This window comes from Devosia sp. MDV22-iso42 (assembly GCF_058629155.1).
On record NZ_JBZVWR010000015.1, the window covers coordinates 77878 to 93160 of the forward strand.

Genomic DNA, 15283 nt, shown 5'->3' on the forward strand with positions numbered 1-15283 from the left:
CGCCACATCTATGTATACATTATGGGTGTGGATGAGGAGGATCACCATGGGCCTGGCCAAACTGGAGACGCGACCCGAGCCGTCGGCGCTGCGTGCCGACGTCACGCAGAACTGGTCCATCGAGGTAATGCCGCGCACCGCCGCCAAGGTGGACAATTTCCGCGCTTTGCTGCCGGCGGGCACGCGTGTCTATATCGCTCATATTGCCGGCACGCCGATCGATGACATGGTGGCGACGGCGCGGCGCCTGCATGAGGACGGCTTTGCCGTGATGCCGCATTTTCCCGCCCGCGAAATTGCCGACCGGGCCGTGCTGGAAAGCTGGATCAGGCGTTATCGCGACGAGGCCGGCGTCACCCAGGCGCTGCTGCTGGGCGGTGGCCATGCCAGTCCGGTGGGCAGTTTCGACAGCGCCATCCAGCTGATGGAGACGGGCCTGTTCGACCGGCACAGCTTTACCCGGCTGCATGTGGCCGGCCATCCCGAGGGGCATGCCGATATCGATGCGCGGGGCAGCACGGCCAATGTCGATGCGGCCCTGCTAACCAAGCAGGAATATGGGTCGCGCACGGATGCGCAGATGGCCATTGTCACCCAGTTTGCCTTTGACGCGCCGGCGGTGATCGCCTGGGCCGAGCGCATTGCCGCGCTCGGGGTGACGCTGCCCGTCCATGTCGGCATTGCCGGGCCGGCCAAGCTGCAGACGCTGATCCAGTTCGCGCTGTCCTGCGGTGTCGGCGCCTCGATCGGCGTGCTGCACAAAAGGGCCCGCGACCTCACCAAGCTGCTGGTGCCCTATGAGCCGAGCGATATGATTGCCGACCTGGCCGAATACAAGGCGCGCCAGCCGGAAAGCCTCATCGCCCAGTTGCATGTGTTTCCGCTGGGCGGCATCACCAGGGCCGCCGAGTGGATGGCGGCGCATGTATCCATGCCGGCCCAGACCGCGAACGGCTGAGGCGCCCGTATACATTTTCCGGAACCGCGCAGCACCACGGCCACAAACCTTGCCCGAATCCGGCAAGCCTGTGTACACCAAAGGCCAAAACTGCCTGAGGAGAGATTGCCATGACCCCTGCCCGCCCGCCCTTCCGCGCCGACCATGTCGGCTCCCTGCTGCGCAACGCGGCCGTCAAGCAGGCGCGGCACGCGCACTTCGATGAGCATAAGCTGTCGCGCGAAGAACTGGCCGCGGTCGAGGATGCCGCGATCATCGAGGCCATCGCCTTGCAGGAAGATGTCGGCCTGCCGGTGGTGACCGATGGCGAGATCCGTCGCTCATTCTGGCACTATGATTTCATGCAGGAGCTCGATGGCTTCAAATTCGTCGAGCGCGATGTGGCCACCGGGCACAATTTCAAGGGCGCCAATACGCGGCCGATCTTTCCCACCATTACCGACAAGGTAGATTTCCCAGCCGATCACCCGATGCTGGAGCACTTCAAGTTCGTCGCTGCGAACACCAAGGTGACGCCCAAGATATCCATTCCGGGCCCGAGCTGCTGCCATTTCCGCGTCGCCAAGGACGATATCGGCTACCAGCCCTATCGCGACGATCTCGAACTGCTGTTTGCCGACCTGGCCCAGGCCTATAAAAAGGCCGTTGCGGGTTTCTACGCTGTCGGCTGCCGCTACCTGCAGATGGACGACATCTTCTTTGCCTATCTGTGCGATCCCAAGATCCGCGCCGAAAAGCAGGCCCAGGGCCTCGATCCGGACTGGCTGATCGGCCAATATGCCAAGATGATGCATGACGCTATCGCCGATCGCCCCGCCGACATGCTGATTGGCATGCATATGTGCCGGGGCAATTTCAAATCCACCTGGATTGCCGAGGGCGCCTATGATCCGGCGGCCGATGCGGTGTTCAACCAGACCGGCGTCGATATCTTCTTCATGGAATATGACACCGAGCGCGCCGGCGGGCTCGAGCCGCTGCGCCTGCTGGCCAGGGGCAAGCAGCGCGTCATGCCCGGCTTCATCACCACCAAGACGGGTGAACTGGAAAGCCTCGACAGCCTGCGCCGCCAGTTCGACGAGGCGGCCAAATATGCCGATCTCGACCAGATGGGCATTGCCCCGCAATGCGGCTTCTCCTCCACCGAGGAGGGCAATGCGATCACCGAGGACGACCAGAAGCGCAAGCTCGCGCTGGTGGTCGAAACTGCCGAGGCGATCTGGGGCTCGGTCTAGGCCCTAATCCGCCCCCAGCGTCAGCCCCAGATACCGCTCCAGCGTGGCGGCGTCGCCGAGCAGCTCGGCCGAGGGGGCGCGGTGGGCGATCATGCCGCGCTCGATGATGATGGCGTCCTGGGTCAGGCCCAGGGCGACTTCGGCATGCTGTTCGACCAGGACCAAAGCGATGCCCTCGTCGGCACTCATCTGGCGCACGGCGGCGGTCAATTCCTGGACGATAATGGGTGCCAGGCCCTCGAAGGGTTCGTCGAGCAGCAGCACGGCTGGATTGGTCATCAGCGTGCGGGCTATGGCCAGCATCTGCTGCTCGCCGCCCGACAGCTGGCTGCCCATATTGGCCTTGCGATCGGCAAGGCGCGGGAACAGCGCATAGATAGAGGCCAGGTCCCAGCGGCCGGGCCGGGCGATGACGGTGAGGTTTTCTTCGACCGAGAGCGAGGGGAAAACGTGGCGCTCCTGCGCCACCCAGCCCAGGCCGAGCCGGGCGCGCAGATGGGGCGCGAGCCTGGAAATATCGCGGCCCTGCCAGACAACGCTGCCCCGGGCCAGCGTGACAAAGCCCATGGCGGTGAGCAGGAGTGTGGTCTTGCCGACGCCATTGCGGCCGAGGATGGCAAGGCTGCCGCGCGCCGGCAGGGTAAAGGAGATGCCATCGAGCACCACGGCCTCGCCGTAACCCGACCGCACGTCGCGAAATTCCAGCAGCGGCTCAACCATGGCCATGCCCCAGATAGACTTCGCGCACGCGCGGATCGCTGCGCACGGTATGCGGATCGGCCTCGAGCAGCACCGCGCCACCGACCAGCACGATGATGCGGGTGGCGAACTTGAAGACGATGTCCATGTCATGCTCGATGAACAGCACGGAAATATCGGCTGGGAGAGCAGCAATCACCGCAAAGAGCGCGGCGCTTTCGTCCTTGGGCACGCCGGCGGCCGGCTCGTCGAGCAGCAACACCTTTGGCCGCGTTGCCAGGGCCAAAGCGATTTCGAGCAGGCGCTGCTGGCCATAGGGCAAGGTGCGCGTGGTGCGGGTGGCGACATCGCCGAGACCGAGCTGATCGAGGATGGCCACGGCCTCGTCAAGGACATCGCCCTGGGCAGACAAGGGCTTCCAGAACTGGCTGGCGCGGCGCTCGCGCTCCAGCACGGCCAGGGTCACCGCCTCGACCGGGGCCAGGTCGGGGAAGAGCGTATTGATCTGGAAGGTGCGGCTCAGCCCGCGCCGCACGCGCCGGGCCGGCGCCAGGCCGGTAATGTCCTCGCCCTCGAGTTCGATCCGCCCGGCATCGGGGCGCAGCTGGCCGGTCAGCAGGTTGATCAGCGTGGTCTTGCCGGCGCCATTGGGGCCGATCAGCGCGTGGCGGGCGCCGCGCGGCAAGGCGATTGAGACGGCGCGCGTTACCTCGAGCTTGCCAAAACTCATGCTCAGCGCCTCGGCGCGCAGGACGATGTCGGTGTCCGCCATCATCTGGCCCTGTCCACGATGCGGGCGAGAAAGCCCAGAATGCCCTTGGGCATGAACAGCACCACCGCCATCAGCAGCAGGCCGATGCCGAAATACCAGTATTGCGGGTTGATGCCGGCCAGCTGGTCGCGCGCGACGAGAAAGATCAGCGTGCCCAGGATGGCGCCATAGAGCCTGCCGGTGCCGCCCAGGATCAGCATGACAACCACATCGGCCGAGCGCTCGAAGCTGAGGGAATCGAGCGCCACCGTATTGGTGGTCTGGGCCAGCAGCCCCCCGGCCAGCCCGGCCATGGCGGCCGAAATGGCGTAGATCAACCGCAGATGGGCCTTGTGGTCGGCGCCGATGGCGGGCATGCGCCTGACGTTTTCGCGGATGCCGCGCAAGGCCAGGCCAAAGCCGGAATTGACCAGCAGCCGGCTGAACAGGAAGCAGACGAAGAGCACGATCAGGGCATAGCCATAGCTGGTATAGCCCCACATATCGAAGCGGAACTGGCCCAGAACCGGCCAGGTGCGGATGCCGCGCAGCCCGTCGGTGCCGCCGGTCAGCCAATGGAGCGCATTGGCCAGCTCATAGGTGAGAAAACCCAGGCCCAGCGTCACCATGATCAGCGCCAGGTGCTGCACCCGGGTGACCACGAAACTGGCGACAAAGCCCACCGCCCCGGCAAAGACGCCCGCCGCCAGCAGGCCGGTCAGCGGTTCGCCCCAGCCGCGCACGCTGATCACCCCGGCGCAATAGGCGCCCAGGCCGAAGAACATGGCGTGGCCGAGGGTGACGATGCCGGCATAGCCCAGGATCAGATCGACCGAGAGGGCAAAGAGCGCGGCAATGGCGATCTGGTTGGCCAGCGGCAGATAGCTGGGGAACAAGATAAAGGGCAGCAGCGTGGCCAGCCAGAAGGCCACTTCAAAGGGCGACCAGCGGCTGCGCCGGGCGGGCCAATCGCGCGGGGCTATCCTTGGTGTGGTGGAGACATCTGTGGTCATCGGGGTCTCCTAGCGCTTGCCGAAGAGGCCAAGCGGCCGCACCAGCAGGATGGCCACCAGCAGCAGATAGATGAGGAAGCTGCCGATTTCCGGCCAGAAATACTTGCCGGCCACGTCGCCAATGCCGAGCAAAGCGGCGCCGACAAAGGAGCCTGTGATCGAGCCCAGCCCACCGACGGAGACCACGATCAGCACATAGACCAGCATCTGGAAGCCGAAGGAGGGCGAGAGGCCGACAATCTCGACGGCCAGCGCGCCACCGAGCCCGGCCAGGCCACTGCCCAAAGCAAAAGTGACGGCAAAGACGCGCTCGACATCGAGGCCGAGGCCCTGGGCCATGCGCTGGTTGTCGACCGCGGCGCGGATCTGCGCACCCAGCCGCGTGCGTTCGAGACCGAAGACCAGCAGCGCGGTGACCAGCAGGGCAACGAGGATGATGAAGGCGCGATAGACGCCAAAGCGGATGCCCCAGAGTTCGACCGAGCCGCGCAGCCAGGGCGGCAGGATGATGACCTGCTGCACGGTGCCGAAGGTGAAGGTGGCGACGGCCGCGGCAACAAAGACGAGGCCGATGGTGAACAGCACCTGGTTGAGTTCACCGGCCTTGTAGAGCCGGCGGAACAGGCTGCGCTCGATGACCACGCTCGCCAAAGCCATGGCGATGAAGGCCAAAGGCAGGGCGGCCAGAAAAGGCAAGCCGAGCTGCCGCATGGCGGTGACGGCGACATAGCCGCCGAACATGCCAAAGGCACCATGGGCCAGGTTGATGAAGTTCATCATGCCCAGCGTCACCGACAGGCCCACCGAGAGCAGGAACAGCAGCATGCCAAAGGCAAAGCCGTCAAACAGCACGATGGTGATCTGGCTGATCATGGCGGTCCTGCTACTGATTCACGCGTCATCTGCTGACCTTGTTCGGAGCTCTCAGTCGCCTCCCTCCCCACGGAGGGGGAGGAAGGCAGATCGGGGATGGGCCGTGACCGTAACCCCCAAACGGGCGCGCCTACTTGGCGGCGCCGTGCAGCGGGTCCTTGACGGCGGGGATCTCGTGCAGGATGACGTTCTGCAACTCCCCATCTACCTCCTGGACCTCGCGGATATAGACGGTCTGGATGATGTCGCGGGTTTCCGGATCGATCGAGATCGGGCCGCGCGGGCTGTCCCAGGCCATGCCCTTGGCTGCTTCCACCAGGGCATCGCCACTGGTATCGCCATTGGTAGCCTTGAGCGCCTCAAAGATCAGGTGCATGCCGTCATAGCCGCCGATGGAGAAGAGGTCCGGCTTGCGGCCATTATTGGCCGCGGTATAGCCCTCGACATAGGCCTTGTTCAGCGGATCGTCGCGTTCGAGCGTATAGTGGAAGGTGGTGATGATGCCGCGGGCGGTTTCGCCCATGCTTTCCATGGCTTCGGGATGGGTCAGCTCGCCCTGGGCCAGCACCTTGATATCGGGCGGAGACAGGCCGCGGTCGGCCAAGGCCTTGCCGATGGCCGCCGGCTGGGCGCCGCCGGGCACGAAAATGTATACAGCTTCGGGCGCCGCATCGGCGACACGCTGGACGAAGGCGGAGAAGTCCGGATTGGCCACCGGGGTGCGGTCGGCGCCGACAATGGTGCCGCCGGCCTCGGTGAAGCCCTTGGCAAAGGCGGTCTCGGCATCGATGCCCGGGCCGTAATCGGCCACCAGCGTATAGGCCTCGCGGATGCCCTGCTCATAGGCCCAGCTGCCGAAGGAATAGTTGAGCTGGGGAATGGTCACGCCGGTGCGCACGATATAGGGCGACTGCTCGGTGACGATGGAGGTGGCGGCGTTCATCACCACCATCAGCTTTTGCGCTTCGGTGGCGATTTCAGCGGCGCCGAGCGCCTCGGGGGTCAGGGCAAAGCCGGCGAGAATGTCGACATTGTCGCGCACCACCAGTTCCTGGGCGAGGCGGCGGGCGACGTCGGGGGCCGGACCGCCGGTATCGCGCTTGATGATCTCGATGGTGCGGCCGGCCACTTCATTGCCGTGCTCGGCCAGATAGAGGTCGATGCCGGCCTGGAGCTGGTTGGCGGCGTCGGCGAACGGGCCCGAATAGGGCAGGATGACGCCGATCTTGAGCGTTTCCTGGGCCATGGCGCCGGCCGAAAAGGCCAGCCCCAGGGCAAGCACGGCGGCCCCTGCTGTTGTCTTCAACATGAAATCCTCCCTAGTGTTTTGGCGAGAGGGCAGCCGGGTCAGTTAGGACCTCTATTCTGCCTCGCCGGGCTGAGTGTATACATGACCTCCGGTTTCGCCAAGTATCGGCGGGGTGGTAAAAAGTTCAACTCTCCCGGACCCAGGTGGCTTAGCCGCCCTGCCCCGTCAGACGCGTTCGAGCGCCACGGCAATGCCCTGGCCGACGCCGATGCACATGGTGGCCAAAGCCAGCTTGCCGCCACCCAGTGACAGCTCCAGCGCCGCGGTGCCGGCAATGCGGGCGCCGCTCATGCCCAGGGGATGGCCCAGAGCGATGGCGCCGCCATTGCGGTTGACCGCTGCCGCATCCTCGGCAATCCCCAGTTCGCGCAGCACGGCAATGCCCTGGCTGGCAAAGGCCTCGTTGAGTTCGATGACGTCGAACTGGTCCGGCGTCAGGCCGAGCCGGGCACAGAGCTTTTGCGTGGCTGGGGCCGGGCCCATGCCCATGATGCGCGGCGGCACGCCCGCCGTGGCGCCGCCCAGAATGCGGGCAATGGGGGTGAGGCCATATTTGTGGGCCGCGGCCTCGCTGGCGATGATCAAAGCCGCGGCGCCGTCATTGACGCCCGAGGCATTGCCGGCGGTCACCGAGCCATCGGCAAAGAGCGGGCGCAATTTGCCCAGCGTCTCCAGCGTGGTCCCGGCGCGGGGATGCTCGTCTTTATCCACGATCAGCGGATCGCCCTTTTTCTGCGGGATGGCGACCGGGGTAATTTCCTGGCCCAGCCTGCCGCTCTGCTGGGCCGCCACGGCCTTGTCCTGGCTGCGCACAGCAAATTCATCCTGCGCCTCGCGACTGACGCCGTACTCGCGGGCGACGTTCTCGCCGGTCTGCGGCATGGAATCGGTGCCGTGCAACTGGTCCATGCGCGGATTGATGAAGCGCCAGCCAATGGTGGTGTCATAGATCTCGGCCTGGCGGGAAAAGGCCGTCTCGGCCTTGGGCATGACGAAGGGGGCGCGGCTCATGGATTCGGTGCCGCCGGCAATCAGCAGCTCGGCCTCGCCGGATTTGATGGCCCGCGCCGCGGTGATGACCGCGTCCATGCCCGAGCCGCAGAGGCGGTTGATGGTGGTGCCGGGCACGGTCACCGGGAGCCCCGCCAGCAGCAGGCTCATGCGGGCGACATTGCGGTTGTCCTCGCCGGCCTGGTTGGCGCAGCCGAAGATCACGTCGTCCACCGCGTCCCAGTCCATGCCGGCATGACTGGCCATCAATGCCTTGAGCGGCACGGCGCCGAGATCGTCGGGCCGCATGGCGGACAGCGCGCCGCCGAAGCGGCCGATGGGGGTGCGGATATAGGCGCAGATAAAGGCTTCAGCCATGTCAGAGCTCCGGGGCCACGAGATCGACGACGCTGTCGGGCACGACCAGTTCGGCGCCGGTCAGGGCCTGCAGGTCCGCAACGCTCATGCCGGCGAGCTTTTCGCGCAGCACGAAGCGACCGCCTTCGATATCGACCACCGCCAGGCTGGTATAGACGCGGGTGACGCAGCCGACGCCGGTCAAGGGGAGGCTGCAGCGCTTGACCAGCTTGGGCTTGCCGTCCTTGGTGACGTGATCGGTGATGACGGCGACGCGTTTGGCGCCATGCACCAGGTCCATGGCGCCGCCCACCGCCGGCACGCCCCTGGGGCCGGTCGACCAATTGGCCAGGTCGCCATTCTCGGCCACTTCATAGGCGCCCAGGATCGCCACATCGAGATGGCCGCCGCGCACCATGGCAAAGCTGTCGGCGTGGTGGAAGAAGGCCGCGCCGGGCTTGAGCGTCACCGCCTTCTTGCCGGCATTGATCAGGTCCCAGTCCTCCTCGCCCTCGGGCGGCGCCTCGCCGAAATTGAGGATGCCGTTTTCGGTGTGGAAGATGGCTTCGCGGCCGGGCGGCTGGAAGCGGGCGACCATTTCGGGAAAGCCGATGCCCAGATTGACATAGGCGTCGTGCTCGATGTCCTGGGCGGCGCGCCAGGCGATCTGGGCGTTGGAAAGCTTGTCGGTCATGAATAGGCCACTCCGTCGCGCATCAGGGCTTCTTCCTGCCTGGCATCGGCAACTTCCACGACGCGGGTGACGAAAATGCCGGGGGTGATCACCTGTTCGGGGTCGATCTGGCCGGGCTCGACCACTTTGTGTGCCTGGACAATGGTCAGCGTGGCGGCGGCGGCCATCAGCGGGGAAAAGTTGCGGGCCGCCTTGCGGAAGGTCAGGTTCCCCTGGCGGTCGGCCAGCTCGGCCTTGAGCAAAGCCACATCGGCCTTGAGCCAGCGCTCCTGCACATAGCTTCGCCCGTCGAACTCGGCCACCGGCTTGCCCTTGGCCAGGTCCGTGCCAAAGCTGGTGGGGGTATAGAAGGCGGGAATGCCGGCGCCACCGGCGCGGATGCGCTCGGCCAGCGTGCCCTGCGGCACCAGTTCGAGGTCGACCTGCCCGGCCAGGTATTTCTCGGTAAAGGCGCGCGGATCGGCCGAGCGGGGGAAGGAGCAGACCATCTTGGCCACCATGCCGGCATCGATCATGGCGGCGATGCCGATGCGGCCATTGCCGGCATTGTTGTTGACCACCGTGAGGTTTTTCGGGCTGCCGGTCGCCTTGAAGATATCGATCAGCGCATGGATCAGCTCGATGGGGGCGCCGGCGCCGCCAAAGCCGCCGATCATCAGCACCATGCCATCCTTGATCCCCGCCAAAGCGGCGGGCAGATCGGCCACTGTCTTGTCCATGCACAGTCCTCGTTGCTTGCCCAAGCCTTGCAGCCGCATGCTTGGCGGGCAAGGCCATTTGTGCGATATGATGATTTTGTTGACATAGCGCACAAACGGAAGCTCGCATGAACACCACAGCGCGCGACATCATGGGGGGCCTGGGCAAGGGTCTGCTCGTCATCGAGACCTTCACGGCCGAGCGCCCGCGCCAGTCGATTGCCGAGGTGTCGGCCGCTTCGGGGCTGGACCGGGCGACGGCGCGGCGGTGTCTGCTGACCCTCTCGCATTTCGGCTATGCCGACTATGACGGCAAATATTTCACGCTGACGCCGCGCATCTTGCGGCTGGGCACGGCGTGCCTGGCCACCATGCCGCTGCCGCAGCTGGTGCAGCCGCAGCTCGACCTTCTGGCGGACCTCTTGGGCGAAAGCGCCTCGGTCTCGATCCTCGATGGCAGCGACATCGTCTATGTGGCCCGCGCGGCGCAGCGCAAGGTGATGTCGATCGCGCTGATGCCCGGTTCGCGCCTGCCGGCCTTCTGCACCTCGATGGGGCGGGTGCTGCTGGCCGCCCTGCCCGAGCCGCAAGCCCGGGCGCAGCTGACCGCGGCGCCGCTGCTGCCCCGCACCCGCCATACGCTGACCGACCCCGATTCCATCATGGCCGAACTGGCCCTTGTGCGGGCACAGGGCTATGGGTTGATCGACCAGGAGGTCGAGCTCGGCCTGCGCTCGATTGCGGTGCCGCTCTACAATGCGCGCGGCGTTGTGGTGGCGGCGCTCAATGTCGGGGTGGCCGCGACGCAGGCCGGCGTCGCGGATCTGACTGGGCTTTATCTGGCGCCGCTGCAAGCCATGCAGGCCGAGCTGCGGGCGATGCTAGGCTAGCCTGATCTGCTCGAGCAGGCGGAGGCTGAGGCGCAGGCTGGCGCCGGTGGTAACCAGCATGGGCGGCAGGGTCAGCCATTCCAGCGTCCAGGCGGCGCCCGAGCGCTCATATTCATGCACCATGGCCTGGGCCAAGGTCCCCGAGAGGCCGGCATTATAGCGCGCCAGCGCCACCAGCACCTCGGCGGCCACCGGATTGGCCTTGTGCGCCATGGAGGATGAGCCGCCAGCCCCTTCGAGCTTGAGCGCGCCCAGTTCGGTCTGGGCCAGCAGCGCCACATCGGCGCCAAATTTGCCCAGCGAGCCGCTGATCAGCGCCAGCAGGCTGCCCAAAGCCACGATGGGGTCGCGCGTCGCCTGCCAGGGGGTGGCGGTGCCGAGGTCGAGCCGCCGCGCCATGCCGGCGGCAATGGTGCCGCCATGGCCCTCGAAGCTCTCCCGATCGCCCACCGGCCCGCCCAGTTGCACCACCAGCAACGTGCCGCGCATGGCGGACAGCGCCTGGCGATGGCGGCGCAGCGGCTCGGCCCAGCTGTCGATCTTGGCGCGCCAGCGCGTCGGCAGGGCCGCCTGCATGCGGGTATGGGCCATGAGCGGCCGCTCGCCAGCACTGCGCGCCAGCGCCTCGAACTCGGCCAGGAGACCGGTGAGCCGGGCCTCATAGAGGTCGAAGATCTTGGCCAGCGACAGCATCAGCGCGGTGTCGATTATGTCCTGGCTGGTGGCGCCCTTGTGCAGCGCGTCGGCATGGGCCGGGTCCACGCGGGTTCGCAACTGGCGCAGCAGAGCCGGCACGACGACGCCATCGGCCAGCATGCCGGCAGCCAGTTGGGCATGGTCCGGCACGAAGCCGGCAATGGCATCCTTGATGGCGGCCGCAGCGGCATCGCTGATCCAGCCGCAATCGGCACTGGCCTCGGCCAGCGCCACTTCGACCGCCAGCATGGCGGCAAGCTGGGCGTCATCGGAGAGGAGCGCTGCGGTTTCAGTGTCGCCGGCAAGGGCGGAAAGCCAGGGGGTCATGGCGCTATCCTATCGTGGTCTTTGGCCGCGCGAAACCTCCGCACTCGCCTCCCTCCCCCTTGAGGGGAGGGAATGAGGGAGGGGGTCGCTGGTATGACCACGGAGGGACCCCCACCCCGGCCCTCCCCTCAAGGGGGAGGGAGGGCAACCCCGTCTCTCCATACCCAATCCCTACATGTCAAAGAACACCGTCTCCTTGTCGCCCTGCAGGTGAATTTCCAGCATGTAGCGTGGCGGCTCGCCCGCTTCGCGGCGGGCGATGAGGGTCTGGCGACGGCGCGGGTCCATGATCTTGTTGAGGACGAAATCGGCGCCATTGGCCTCGGCTTCGTCCGCGAAATAGAGCCTTGTCTGCAGGCCGATATTGATGCCGCGCGCGACGATCCACAGATTGACATGGGGCGCCATCGGTTTGCCGTCGGGGCCGGGCACCGGGCCAGGCTTGATGGTGACAAAGCTGAAGACGCCCTCGCCATTGGTGGGCTGGCGGCCCCAGCCGGTAAAGGCCGGCGCCGCATTGGAACTGGGGCCCATGGGGGCGACATAGGAGCCGGTGCCATCGGCCTGCCACAGCTCCACCAGCGCGTCATTGACCGGGGCGCCCGAGCCATCAAAAATCCGGCCGGCAATGGTGATGCGCTCGCCCTTGGTGTCGGGCGTCAGCATGGTGCTGCCGGGATCTTCGGCATAGACGCCGCGGATCTCGGCGAAATTGGGCGTCAGCCCGATATGGACATAGGGGCCCGCCGTCTGCGACGGGGTTTCCTTGAGCGTCGGGACCGGGTGCAGCATCAGTTCCCCTCCAGCTTGTTTTCGAACAGAGTCGAGCGGCGGCCGCGCAGCACGATATCGAAGCGATAGGCCAGCGCGTCCATCGGCGTGGTGTTGTGGCGGTCGAGCCGGGCAATAAGCTGGTCGATGGCGGACTTGTCTGCAATCGAGCCGACGATCGGGCACTGCCAGATCATCGGGTCGCCCTCGAAATACATCTGGGTGATCAGGCGCTGGGCAAAGGCATGGCCGAAGACCGAGAAGTGGATATGGGCGGGGCGCCAGTCATTGCCGCCATTGGGCCAGGGATAGGCGCCCGGCTTGACGGTGCGGAAGGAGTAAAAGCCGTTCTCGTCGGTCAGGGCCCGGCCGCAGCCGCCGAAATTGGGGTCGAGCGGGGCGAGATAGGCCTCCTTCTTGTGGCGGTAGCGCCCGCCGGCATTGGCCTGCCAGAATTCGACCAGCGTATTGGGCACGGCCCGCGCATTCTCGTCGAGCACCTGGCCATAGACGATCAGCCGCTGGCCGATGGCCTCGCTGCCGTCCTGGCTGAAATTGCGGATGAGGTCGTTATCCAGAGCATTGATGCTGGAATGGCCAAAGGTCGGCCCGGTCAGCTCGGAGGCCGTGCCACCCAGCGAGAGCAGCGCCTGCTTTGGCGCGCGCAGCGTGGTGCTCTTGTAGCCCGGCGTATTGGCCGGCGGATGCCAGGCCCGATCGCGTGGATAAAGGGCGCCGTCCGCCCCGGGTAGAATGATGCCGCTCATTGTGCTGCCTCCCGCTGGGCCAGGTCCTGCCTGGCCAGTTCTTCCTTGGCTATTTTGAAGGCCCGGTTGGCCGCCGGTACGCCGGCATAGACGGCGACATGCAGCAGGGCCTCCTTGATATCGTCGGGCGAGCAGCCGGTATTGGCCGTTGCCCGCACATGCATGGCCACTTCCTCATCGTGACCCAGCGCCGCCAGCAGCGCGATCGTCACCAGCGAGCGTTCGCGCTTGCTCAGGCCCGGCCGCGACCAGACCGAACCCCAGGCGCCCTCGGTGATGAAGCGCTGGAAATCGGCGTCGAACGGGGTCTGGCGCGCCGTGGCGGCATCAACATGGGCATCGCCCAGCACGGCGCGGCGCGTGGCCATGCCGGTGTCGAAGCGCGTGGGCTCAGCCATGGATGGTCTCCTTGAGAAAGCGGTCGATCAGCCGCGCCAGGGCGCCGGGCTGCTCGATCGAGGGAATATGCCCGGTCTCGGGCAGGATGTGAAAGCGGGCGCCGGCAATGGCGCCGGCGCAAGTCCGGACCAGCTCCACCGGGGTGGACAGATCGTCCTGGCCGGCCACGACCAGAGTGGGGGTGGTGATGGCGCCGATCTGCGTCCGCAGGTCGGTGTCGCGCAGGGTGGCGCAGGTGGCGGCATAGCCAGCGGCATCGCTGCGCAGGAAGAGGTTGCGCCAGCCGGCCAGCTCATCGGGATGGGCCTGGCGGAAGCGCGGGCTGAACCAGCGCTGCATCACAGAATCGGCAATGGCGCCCAGGCCTTCTATGTTGACCGTGTCGATGCGGGCATTCCAGCTGGCCGCGTCGCCAATGCTGGCCGCGGTGTCGCAGAGCACCAGCGCACTCAGCCGCTCGGGCGCGCGCAGCGCGAGGCCCTGGGCGATCAGCCCGCCGACCGAAACGCCAGCCAGGGCAAGCGAACCGATGCCGAGATGATCGAGCAGGCCGAGCAGGTCGTCGACATGGTCATCAAGCGTATAGTCGCCCGGCGGCGTATCGCTGATTCCGTGGCCGCGCTTGTCATAGGAGAGCAGGCAATAGTCGGCCGACAGGCGCTCGATGACGCCGTCCCAGATGCGCGCATCGGTGCCCAGCGAATTGACCAGAGCCAGCACCGGCGCCGTTGCCGGGCCGGTCAGCCGATAGGCCAGCAGCACGCCGTTGATGCGAACGAAATCCATAGTGTCTCCTCGCCGTCAAAATGGGGGCTGGCGGGGCGAATGTAAAATGATGACTGGTGCTCAATTCATAACCATATGATTATGGTGCAATGCCAATTCCGCCATGACAGGGCGGCAGCATAACCGGAGCAGACGATTTGCCGCAGCGCATCGACAGCCGCATCAAGCTGCGGCACCTGAGCTGCTTTCTCGAAGTGGCCCGGCTGAGCAGCGTCGGCCAGGCCGCCAATGCGCTGCATGTCAGCCAGCCGGCGGTGTCCAAGACCATCAAGGAACTCGAAGAGATCGTGGGGGCCAAGCTCTTCGATCGCAGCCGGCGCCAGCTGGTGCTGAGCCCGTTCGGCGAGGTGTTCCAGCGCTATGCGGCGACGAGCCTGGCCGCCCTACGCCAGGGGCTCGAGGTGGCGCAAGGCACGCACGAGGCCAGCGTGGTGCGGGTCGGTGCCCTGCCCACCGTCTCGGCCCGCATCCTGCCCGGGGCCGTCGCGGCCTTCACCGCGCTGCAGCCGGGCGCCCGCACCCGTATCATTACCGGGCCCAATGACTATCTGCTGGCGCTGCTGCGCGGCGGCGATGTCGACCTGGTCATCGGCCGCATGGCCGAGCCCGATGCCATGGCGGGGCTCTCCTTCGAGCATCTCTACTCGGAACGCGTGGTGATGGCTGTGCGGCCCGGACACCCGCTGCTCAGTCGGGCCGGTTTCAGCCTGCGCCTGATCGAGGGCTACCAGACGCTGATGCCGACGCCCAATTCGGTGATCCGCCGGCTGGTCGACCGCCTGCTGCTGACCCATGGCATCAGCGACCTGCGCGACCCCGTTGAAACCGTCTCCAACGCCTTTGGTCGCGCCTATGTGCGGCAGAGCGATGCGGTGTGGATCATTTCGGAAGGCGTGGTCAGCAATGACGTGGCCGAGGGCCAACTGGCCCTGCTGCCGGTCGATACCAGCCAGACCACGGGGCCGGTGGGCTTTACCACGCGCAGCGCCACGGTGCCGAGCCTGGCCGCCAGCAGCCTGATGCAGGCGGTGCGCGACGGGGCCCAGGGCCTGGTCTGATCAGGCTCTGCC

17 protein-coding genes are annotated in these 15283 nt (G+C 66.3%); 4 read left to right on the forward strand and 13 right to left on the reverse strand.

Annotated elements, in window-relative coordinates; translation table 11 throughout:
• Positions 1 to 46 precede the first annotated feature (46 nt).
• The gene (locus AC4NN3_RS18205; RefSeq protein ID WP_491928507.1) at positions 47 to 958 is read left to right on the forward strand and encodes a methylenetetrahydrofolate reductase; all 912 of its coding nucleotides are present in this window, start codon (positions 47 to 49) and stop codon (positions 956 to 958) included.
• Positions 959 to 1068: 110 nt separating this feature from the next.
• Positions 1069 to 2193 (forward strand): 5-methyltetrahydropteroyltriglutamate--homocysteine S-methyltransferase, encoded by a 1125-nt coding sequence (locus tag AC4NN3_RS18210; protein WP_491928508.1) that lies wholly within the window; start codon positions 1069 to 1071, stop codon positions 2191 to 2193.
• A 3-nt stretch (positions 2194 to 2196) separates the two neighbouring features.
• Here AC4NN3_RS18210 and AC4NN3_RS18215 read toward each other — a convergent pair whose 3' ends face one another.
• The 8 genes from AC4NN3_RS18215 to AC4NN3_RS18250 all read right to left on the reverse strand — a co-directional run bounded on the left by AC4NN3_RS18215 (position 2197) and on the right by AC4NN3_RS18250 (position 9598).
• Positions 2197 to 2913 carry an ABC transporter ATP-binding protein gene (locus tag AC4NN3_RS18215; RefSeq protein ID WP_491928509.1) on the reverse strand — a complete coding sequence of 239 codons (717 nt, stop codon included), beginning with the start codon at positions 2911 to 2913 and terminating at the stop codon, positions 2197 to 2199.
• Positions 2906 to 3667 (reverse strand): ABC transporter ATP-binding protein, encoded by a 762-nt coding sequence (locus AC4NN3_RS18220; RefSeq protein WP_491928510.1) that lies wholly within the window; start codon positions 3665 to 3667, stop codon positions 2906 to 2908. The genes AC4NN3_RS18215 and AC4NN3_RS18220 overlap by 8 nt, the downstream gene beginning before the upstream one ends.
• On the reverse strand, positions 3664 to 4656 hold the full coding sequence (locus tag AC4NN3_RS18225; RefSeq protein WP_491928511.1) for a branched-chain amino acid ABC transporter permease: 993 nt from the start codon (positions 4654 to 4656) through the stop codon (positions 3664 to 3666). Before AC4NN3_RS18225 ends, AC4NN3_RS18220 begins: the two co-directional genes overlap by 4 nt.
• 9 nt (positions 4657 to 4665) lie before the next feature.
• On the reverse strand, positions 4666 to 5529 hold the full coding sequence (locus AC4NN3_RS18230) for a branched-chain amino acid ABC transporter permease (RefSeq protein ID WP_491928512.1): 864 nt from the start codon (positions 5527 to 5529) through the stop codon (positions 4666 to 4668).
• A 130-nt stretch (positions 5530 to 5659) separates the two neighbouring features.
• Entirely contained in the window at positions 5660 to 6838 is a 1179-nt protein-coding gene (locus tag AC4NN3_RS18235; RefSeq protein ID WP_491928513.1) for an ABC transporter substrate-binding protein, read from the reverse strand.
• Positions 6839 to 7003: 165 nt separating this feature from the next.
• Positions 7004 to 8206 carry a 3-oxoadipyl-CoA thiolase gene (gene pcaF, locus AC4NN3_RS18240; protein ID WP_491928514.1) on the reverse strand — a complete coding sequence of 401 codons (1203 nt, stop codon included), beginning with the start codon at positions 8204 to 8206 and terminating at the stop codon, positions 7004 to 7006.
• A 1-nt stretch (position 8207) separates the two neighbouring features.
• Positions 8208 to 8879, reverse strand: coding sequence for a 3-oxoacid CoA-transferase subunit B (locus tag AC4NN3_RS18245; protein ID WP_491928515.1), 672 nt, complete (start codon positions 8877 to 8879; stop codon positions 8208 to 8210).
• Complete coding sequence (locus AC4NN3_RS18250) at positions 8876 to 9598, reverse strand: 3-oxoacid CoA-transferase subunit A (RefSeq protein WP_491928516.1); 723 nt, start codon at positions 9596 to 9598, stop codon at positions 8876 to 8878. The genes AC4NN3_RS18245 and AC4NN3_RS18250 overlap by 4 nt, the downstream gene beginning before the upstream one ends.
• Before the next feature lie 107 nt (positions 9599 to 9705).
• Between AC4NN3_RS18250 and AC4NN3_RS18255 the strand changes: the two genes are divergently transcribed.
• The gene (locus AC4NN3_RS18255; protein WP_491928517.1) at positions 9706 to 10467 is read left to right on the forward strand and encodes an IclR family transcriptional regulator domain-containing protein; all 762 of its coding nucleotides are present in this window, start codon (positions 9706 to 9708) and stop codon (positions 10465 to 10467) included.
• On the opposite strand, the gene AC4NN3_RS18260 is transcribed toward AC4NN3_RS18255, so the two are convergent.
• From AC4NN3_RS18260 to pcaD, 5 genes are all read right to left on the reverse strand, one after another.
• Positions 10459 to 11490, reverse strand: coding sequence for a 3-carboxy-cis,cis-muconate cycloisomerase (locus AC4NN3_RS18260; RefSeq protein WP_491928518.1), 1032 nt, complete (start codon positions 11488 to 11490; stop codon positions 10459 to 10461). The two genes, AC4NN3_RS18255 and AC4NN3_RS18260, sit on opposite strands and share 9 nt — an antisense overlap.
• Before the next feature lie 171 nt (positions 11491 to 11661).
• Positions 11662 to 12282 (reverse strand): protocatechuate 3,4-dioxygenase subunit alpha, encoded by a 621-nt coding sequence (pcaG, locus tag AC4NN3_RS18265; RefSeq protein ID WP_491928519.1) that lies wholly within the window; start codon positions 12280 to 12282, stop codon positions 11662 to 11664.
• On the reverse strand, positions 12282 to 13028 hold the full coding sequence (gene pcaH / locus AC4NN3_RS18270; protein WP_491928520.1) for a protocatechuate 3,4-dioxygenase subunit beta: 747 nt from the start codon (positions 13026 to 13028) through the stop codon (positions 12282 to 12284). Before pcaH ends, pcaG begins: the two co-directional genes overlap by 1 nt.
• Positions 13025 to 13426 (reverse strand): 4-carboxymuconolactone decarboxylase, encoded by a 402-nt coding sequence (gene pcaC, locus AC4NN3_RS18275; RefSeq protein ID WP_491928521.1) that lies wholly within the window; start codon positions 13424 to 13426, stop codon positions 13025 to 13027. Before pcaC ends, pcaH begins: the two co-directional genes overlap by 4 nt.
• Positions 13419 to 14213, reverse strand: coding sequence for a 3-oxoadipate enol-lactonase (gene pcaD / locus AC4NN3_RS18280; RefSeq protein ID WP_491928522.1), 795 nt, complete (start codon positions 14211 to 14213; stop codon positions 13419 to 13421). The genes pcaC and pcaD overlap by 8 nt, the downstream gene beginning before the upstream one ends.
• Before the next feature lie 137 nt (positions 14214 to 14350).
• On the opposite strand from pcaD, the gene pcaQ reads away from it, so the two are divergent.
• Positions 14351 to 15271 (forward strand): pca operon transcription factor PcaQ, encoded by a 921-nt coding sequence (gene pcaQ / locus AC4NN3_RS18285; RefSeq protein ID WP_491928523.1) that lies wholly within the window; start codon positions 14351 to 14353, stop codon positions 15269 to 15271.
• Positions 15272 to 15283: the final 12 nt, after the last annotated feature.

Bases quoted from the DNA above. Each gene is read 5' to 3' on its own strand.
- AC4NN3_RS18205 (WP_491928507.1), top strand. From the start codon at position 47: ATGGGCCTGGCCAAACTGGAGACGCGACCCGAGCCGTCGGCGCTGCGT.
- AC4NN3_RS18210 (WP_491928508.1), top strand. From the start codon at position 1,069: ATGACCCCTGCCCGCCCGCCCTTCCGCGCCGACCATGTCGGCTCCCTG.
- AC4NN3_RS18215 (WP_491928509.1), bottom strand. From the start codon at position 2,913: ATGGTTGAGCCGCTGCTGGAATTTCGCGACGTGCGGTCGGGTTACGGC.
- AC4NN3_RS18220 (WP_491928510.1), bottom strand. From the start codon at position 3,667: ATGATGGCGGACACCGACATCGTCCTGCGCGCCGAGGCGCTGAGCATG.
- AC4NN3_RS18225 (WP_491928511.1), bottom strand. From the start codon at position 4,656: ATGACCACAGATGTCTCCACCACACCAAGGATAGCCCCGCGCGATTGG.
- AC4NN3_RS18230 (WP_491928512.1), bottom strand. From the start codon at position 5,529: ATGATCAGCCAGATCACCATCGTGCTGTTTGACGGCTTTGCCTTTGGC.
- AC4NN3_RS18235 (WP_491928513.1), bottom strand. From the start codon at position 6,838: ATGTTGAAGACAACAGCAGGGGCCGCCGTGCTTGCCCTGGGGCTGGCC.
- pcaF (WP_491928514.1), bottom strand. From the start codon at position 8,206: ATGGCTGAAGCCTTTATCTGCGCCTATATCCGCACCCCCATCGGCCGC.
- AC4NN3_RS18245 (WP_491928515.1), bottom strand. From the start codon at position 8,879: ATGACCGACAAGCTTTCCAACGCCCAGATCGCCTGGCGCGCCGCCCAG.
- AC4NN3_RS18250 (WP_491928516.1), bottom strand. From the start codon at position 9,598: ATGGACAAGACAGTGGCCGATCTGCCCGCCGCTTTGGCGGGGATCAAG.
- AC4NN3_RS18255 (WP_491928517.1), top strand. From the start codon at position 9,706: ATGAACACCACAGCGCGCGACATCATGGGGGGCCTGGGCAAGGGTCTG.
- AC4NN3_RS18260 (WP_491928518.1), bottom strand. From the start codon at position 11,490: ATGACCCCCTGGCTTTCCGCCCTTGCCGGCGACACTGAAACCGCAGCG.
- pcaG (WP_491928519.1), bottom strand. From the start codon at position 12,282: ATGCTGCACCCGGTCCCGACGCTCAAGGAAACCCCGTCGCAGACGGCG.
- pcaH (WP_491928520.1), bottom strand. From the start codon at position 13,028: ATGAGCGGCATCATTCTACCCGGGGCGGACGGCGCCCTTTATCCACGC.
- pcaC (WP_491928521.1), bottom strand. From the start codon at position 13,426: ATGGCTGAGCCCACGCGCTTCGACACCGGCATGGCCACGCGCCGCGCC.
- pcaD (WP_491928522.1), bottom strand. From the start codon at position 14,213: ATGGATTTCGTTCGCATCAACGGCGTGCTGCTGGCCTATCGGCTGACC.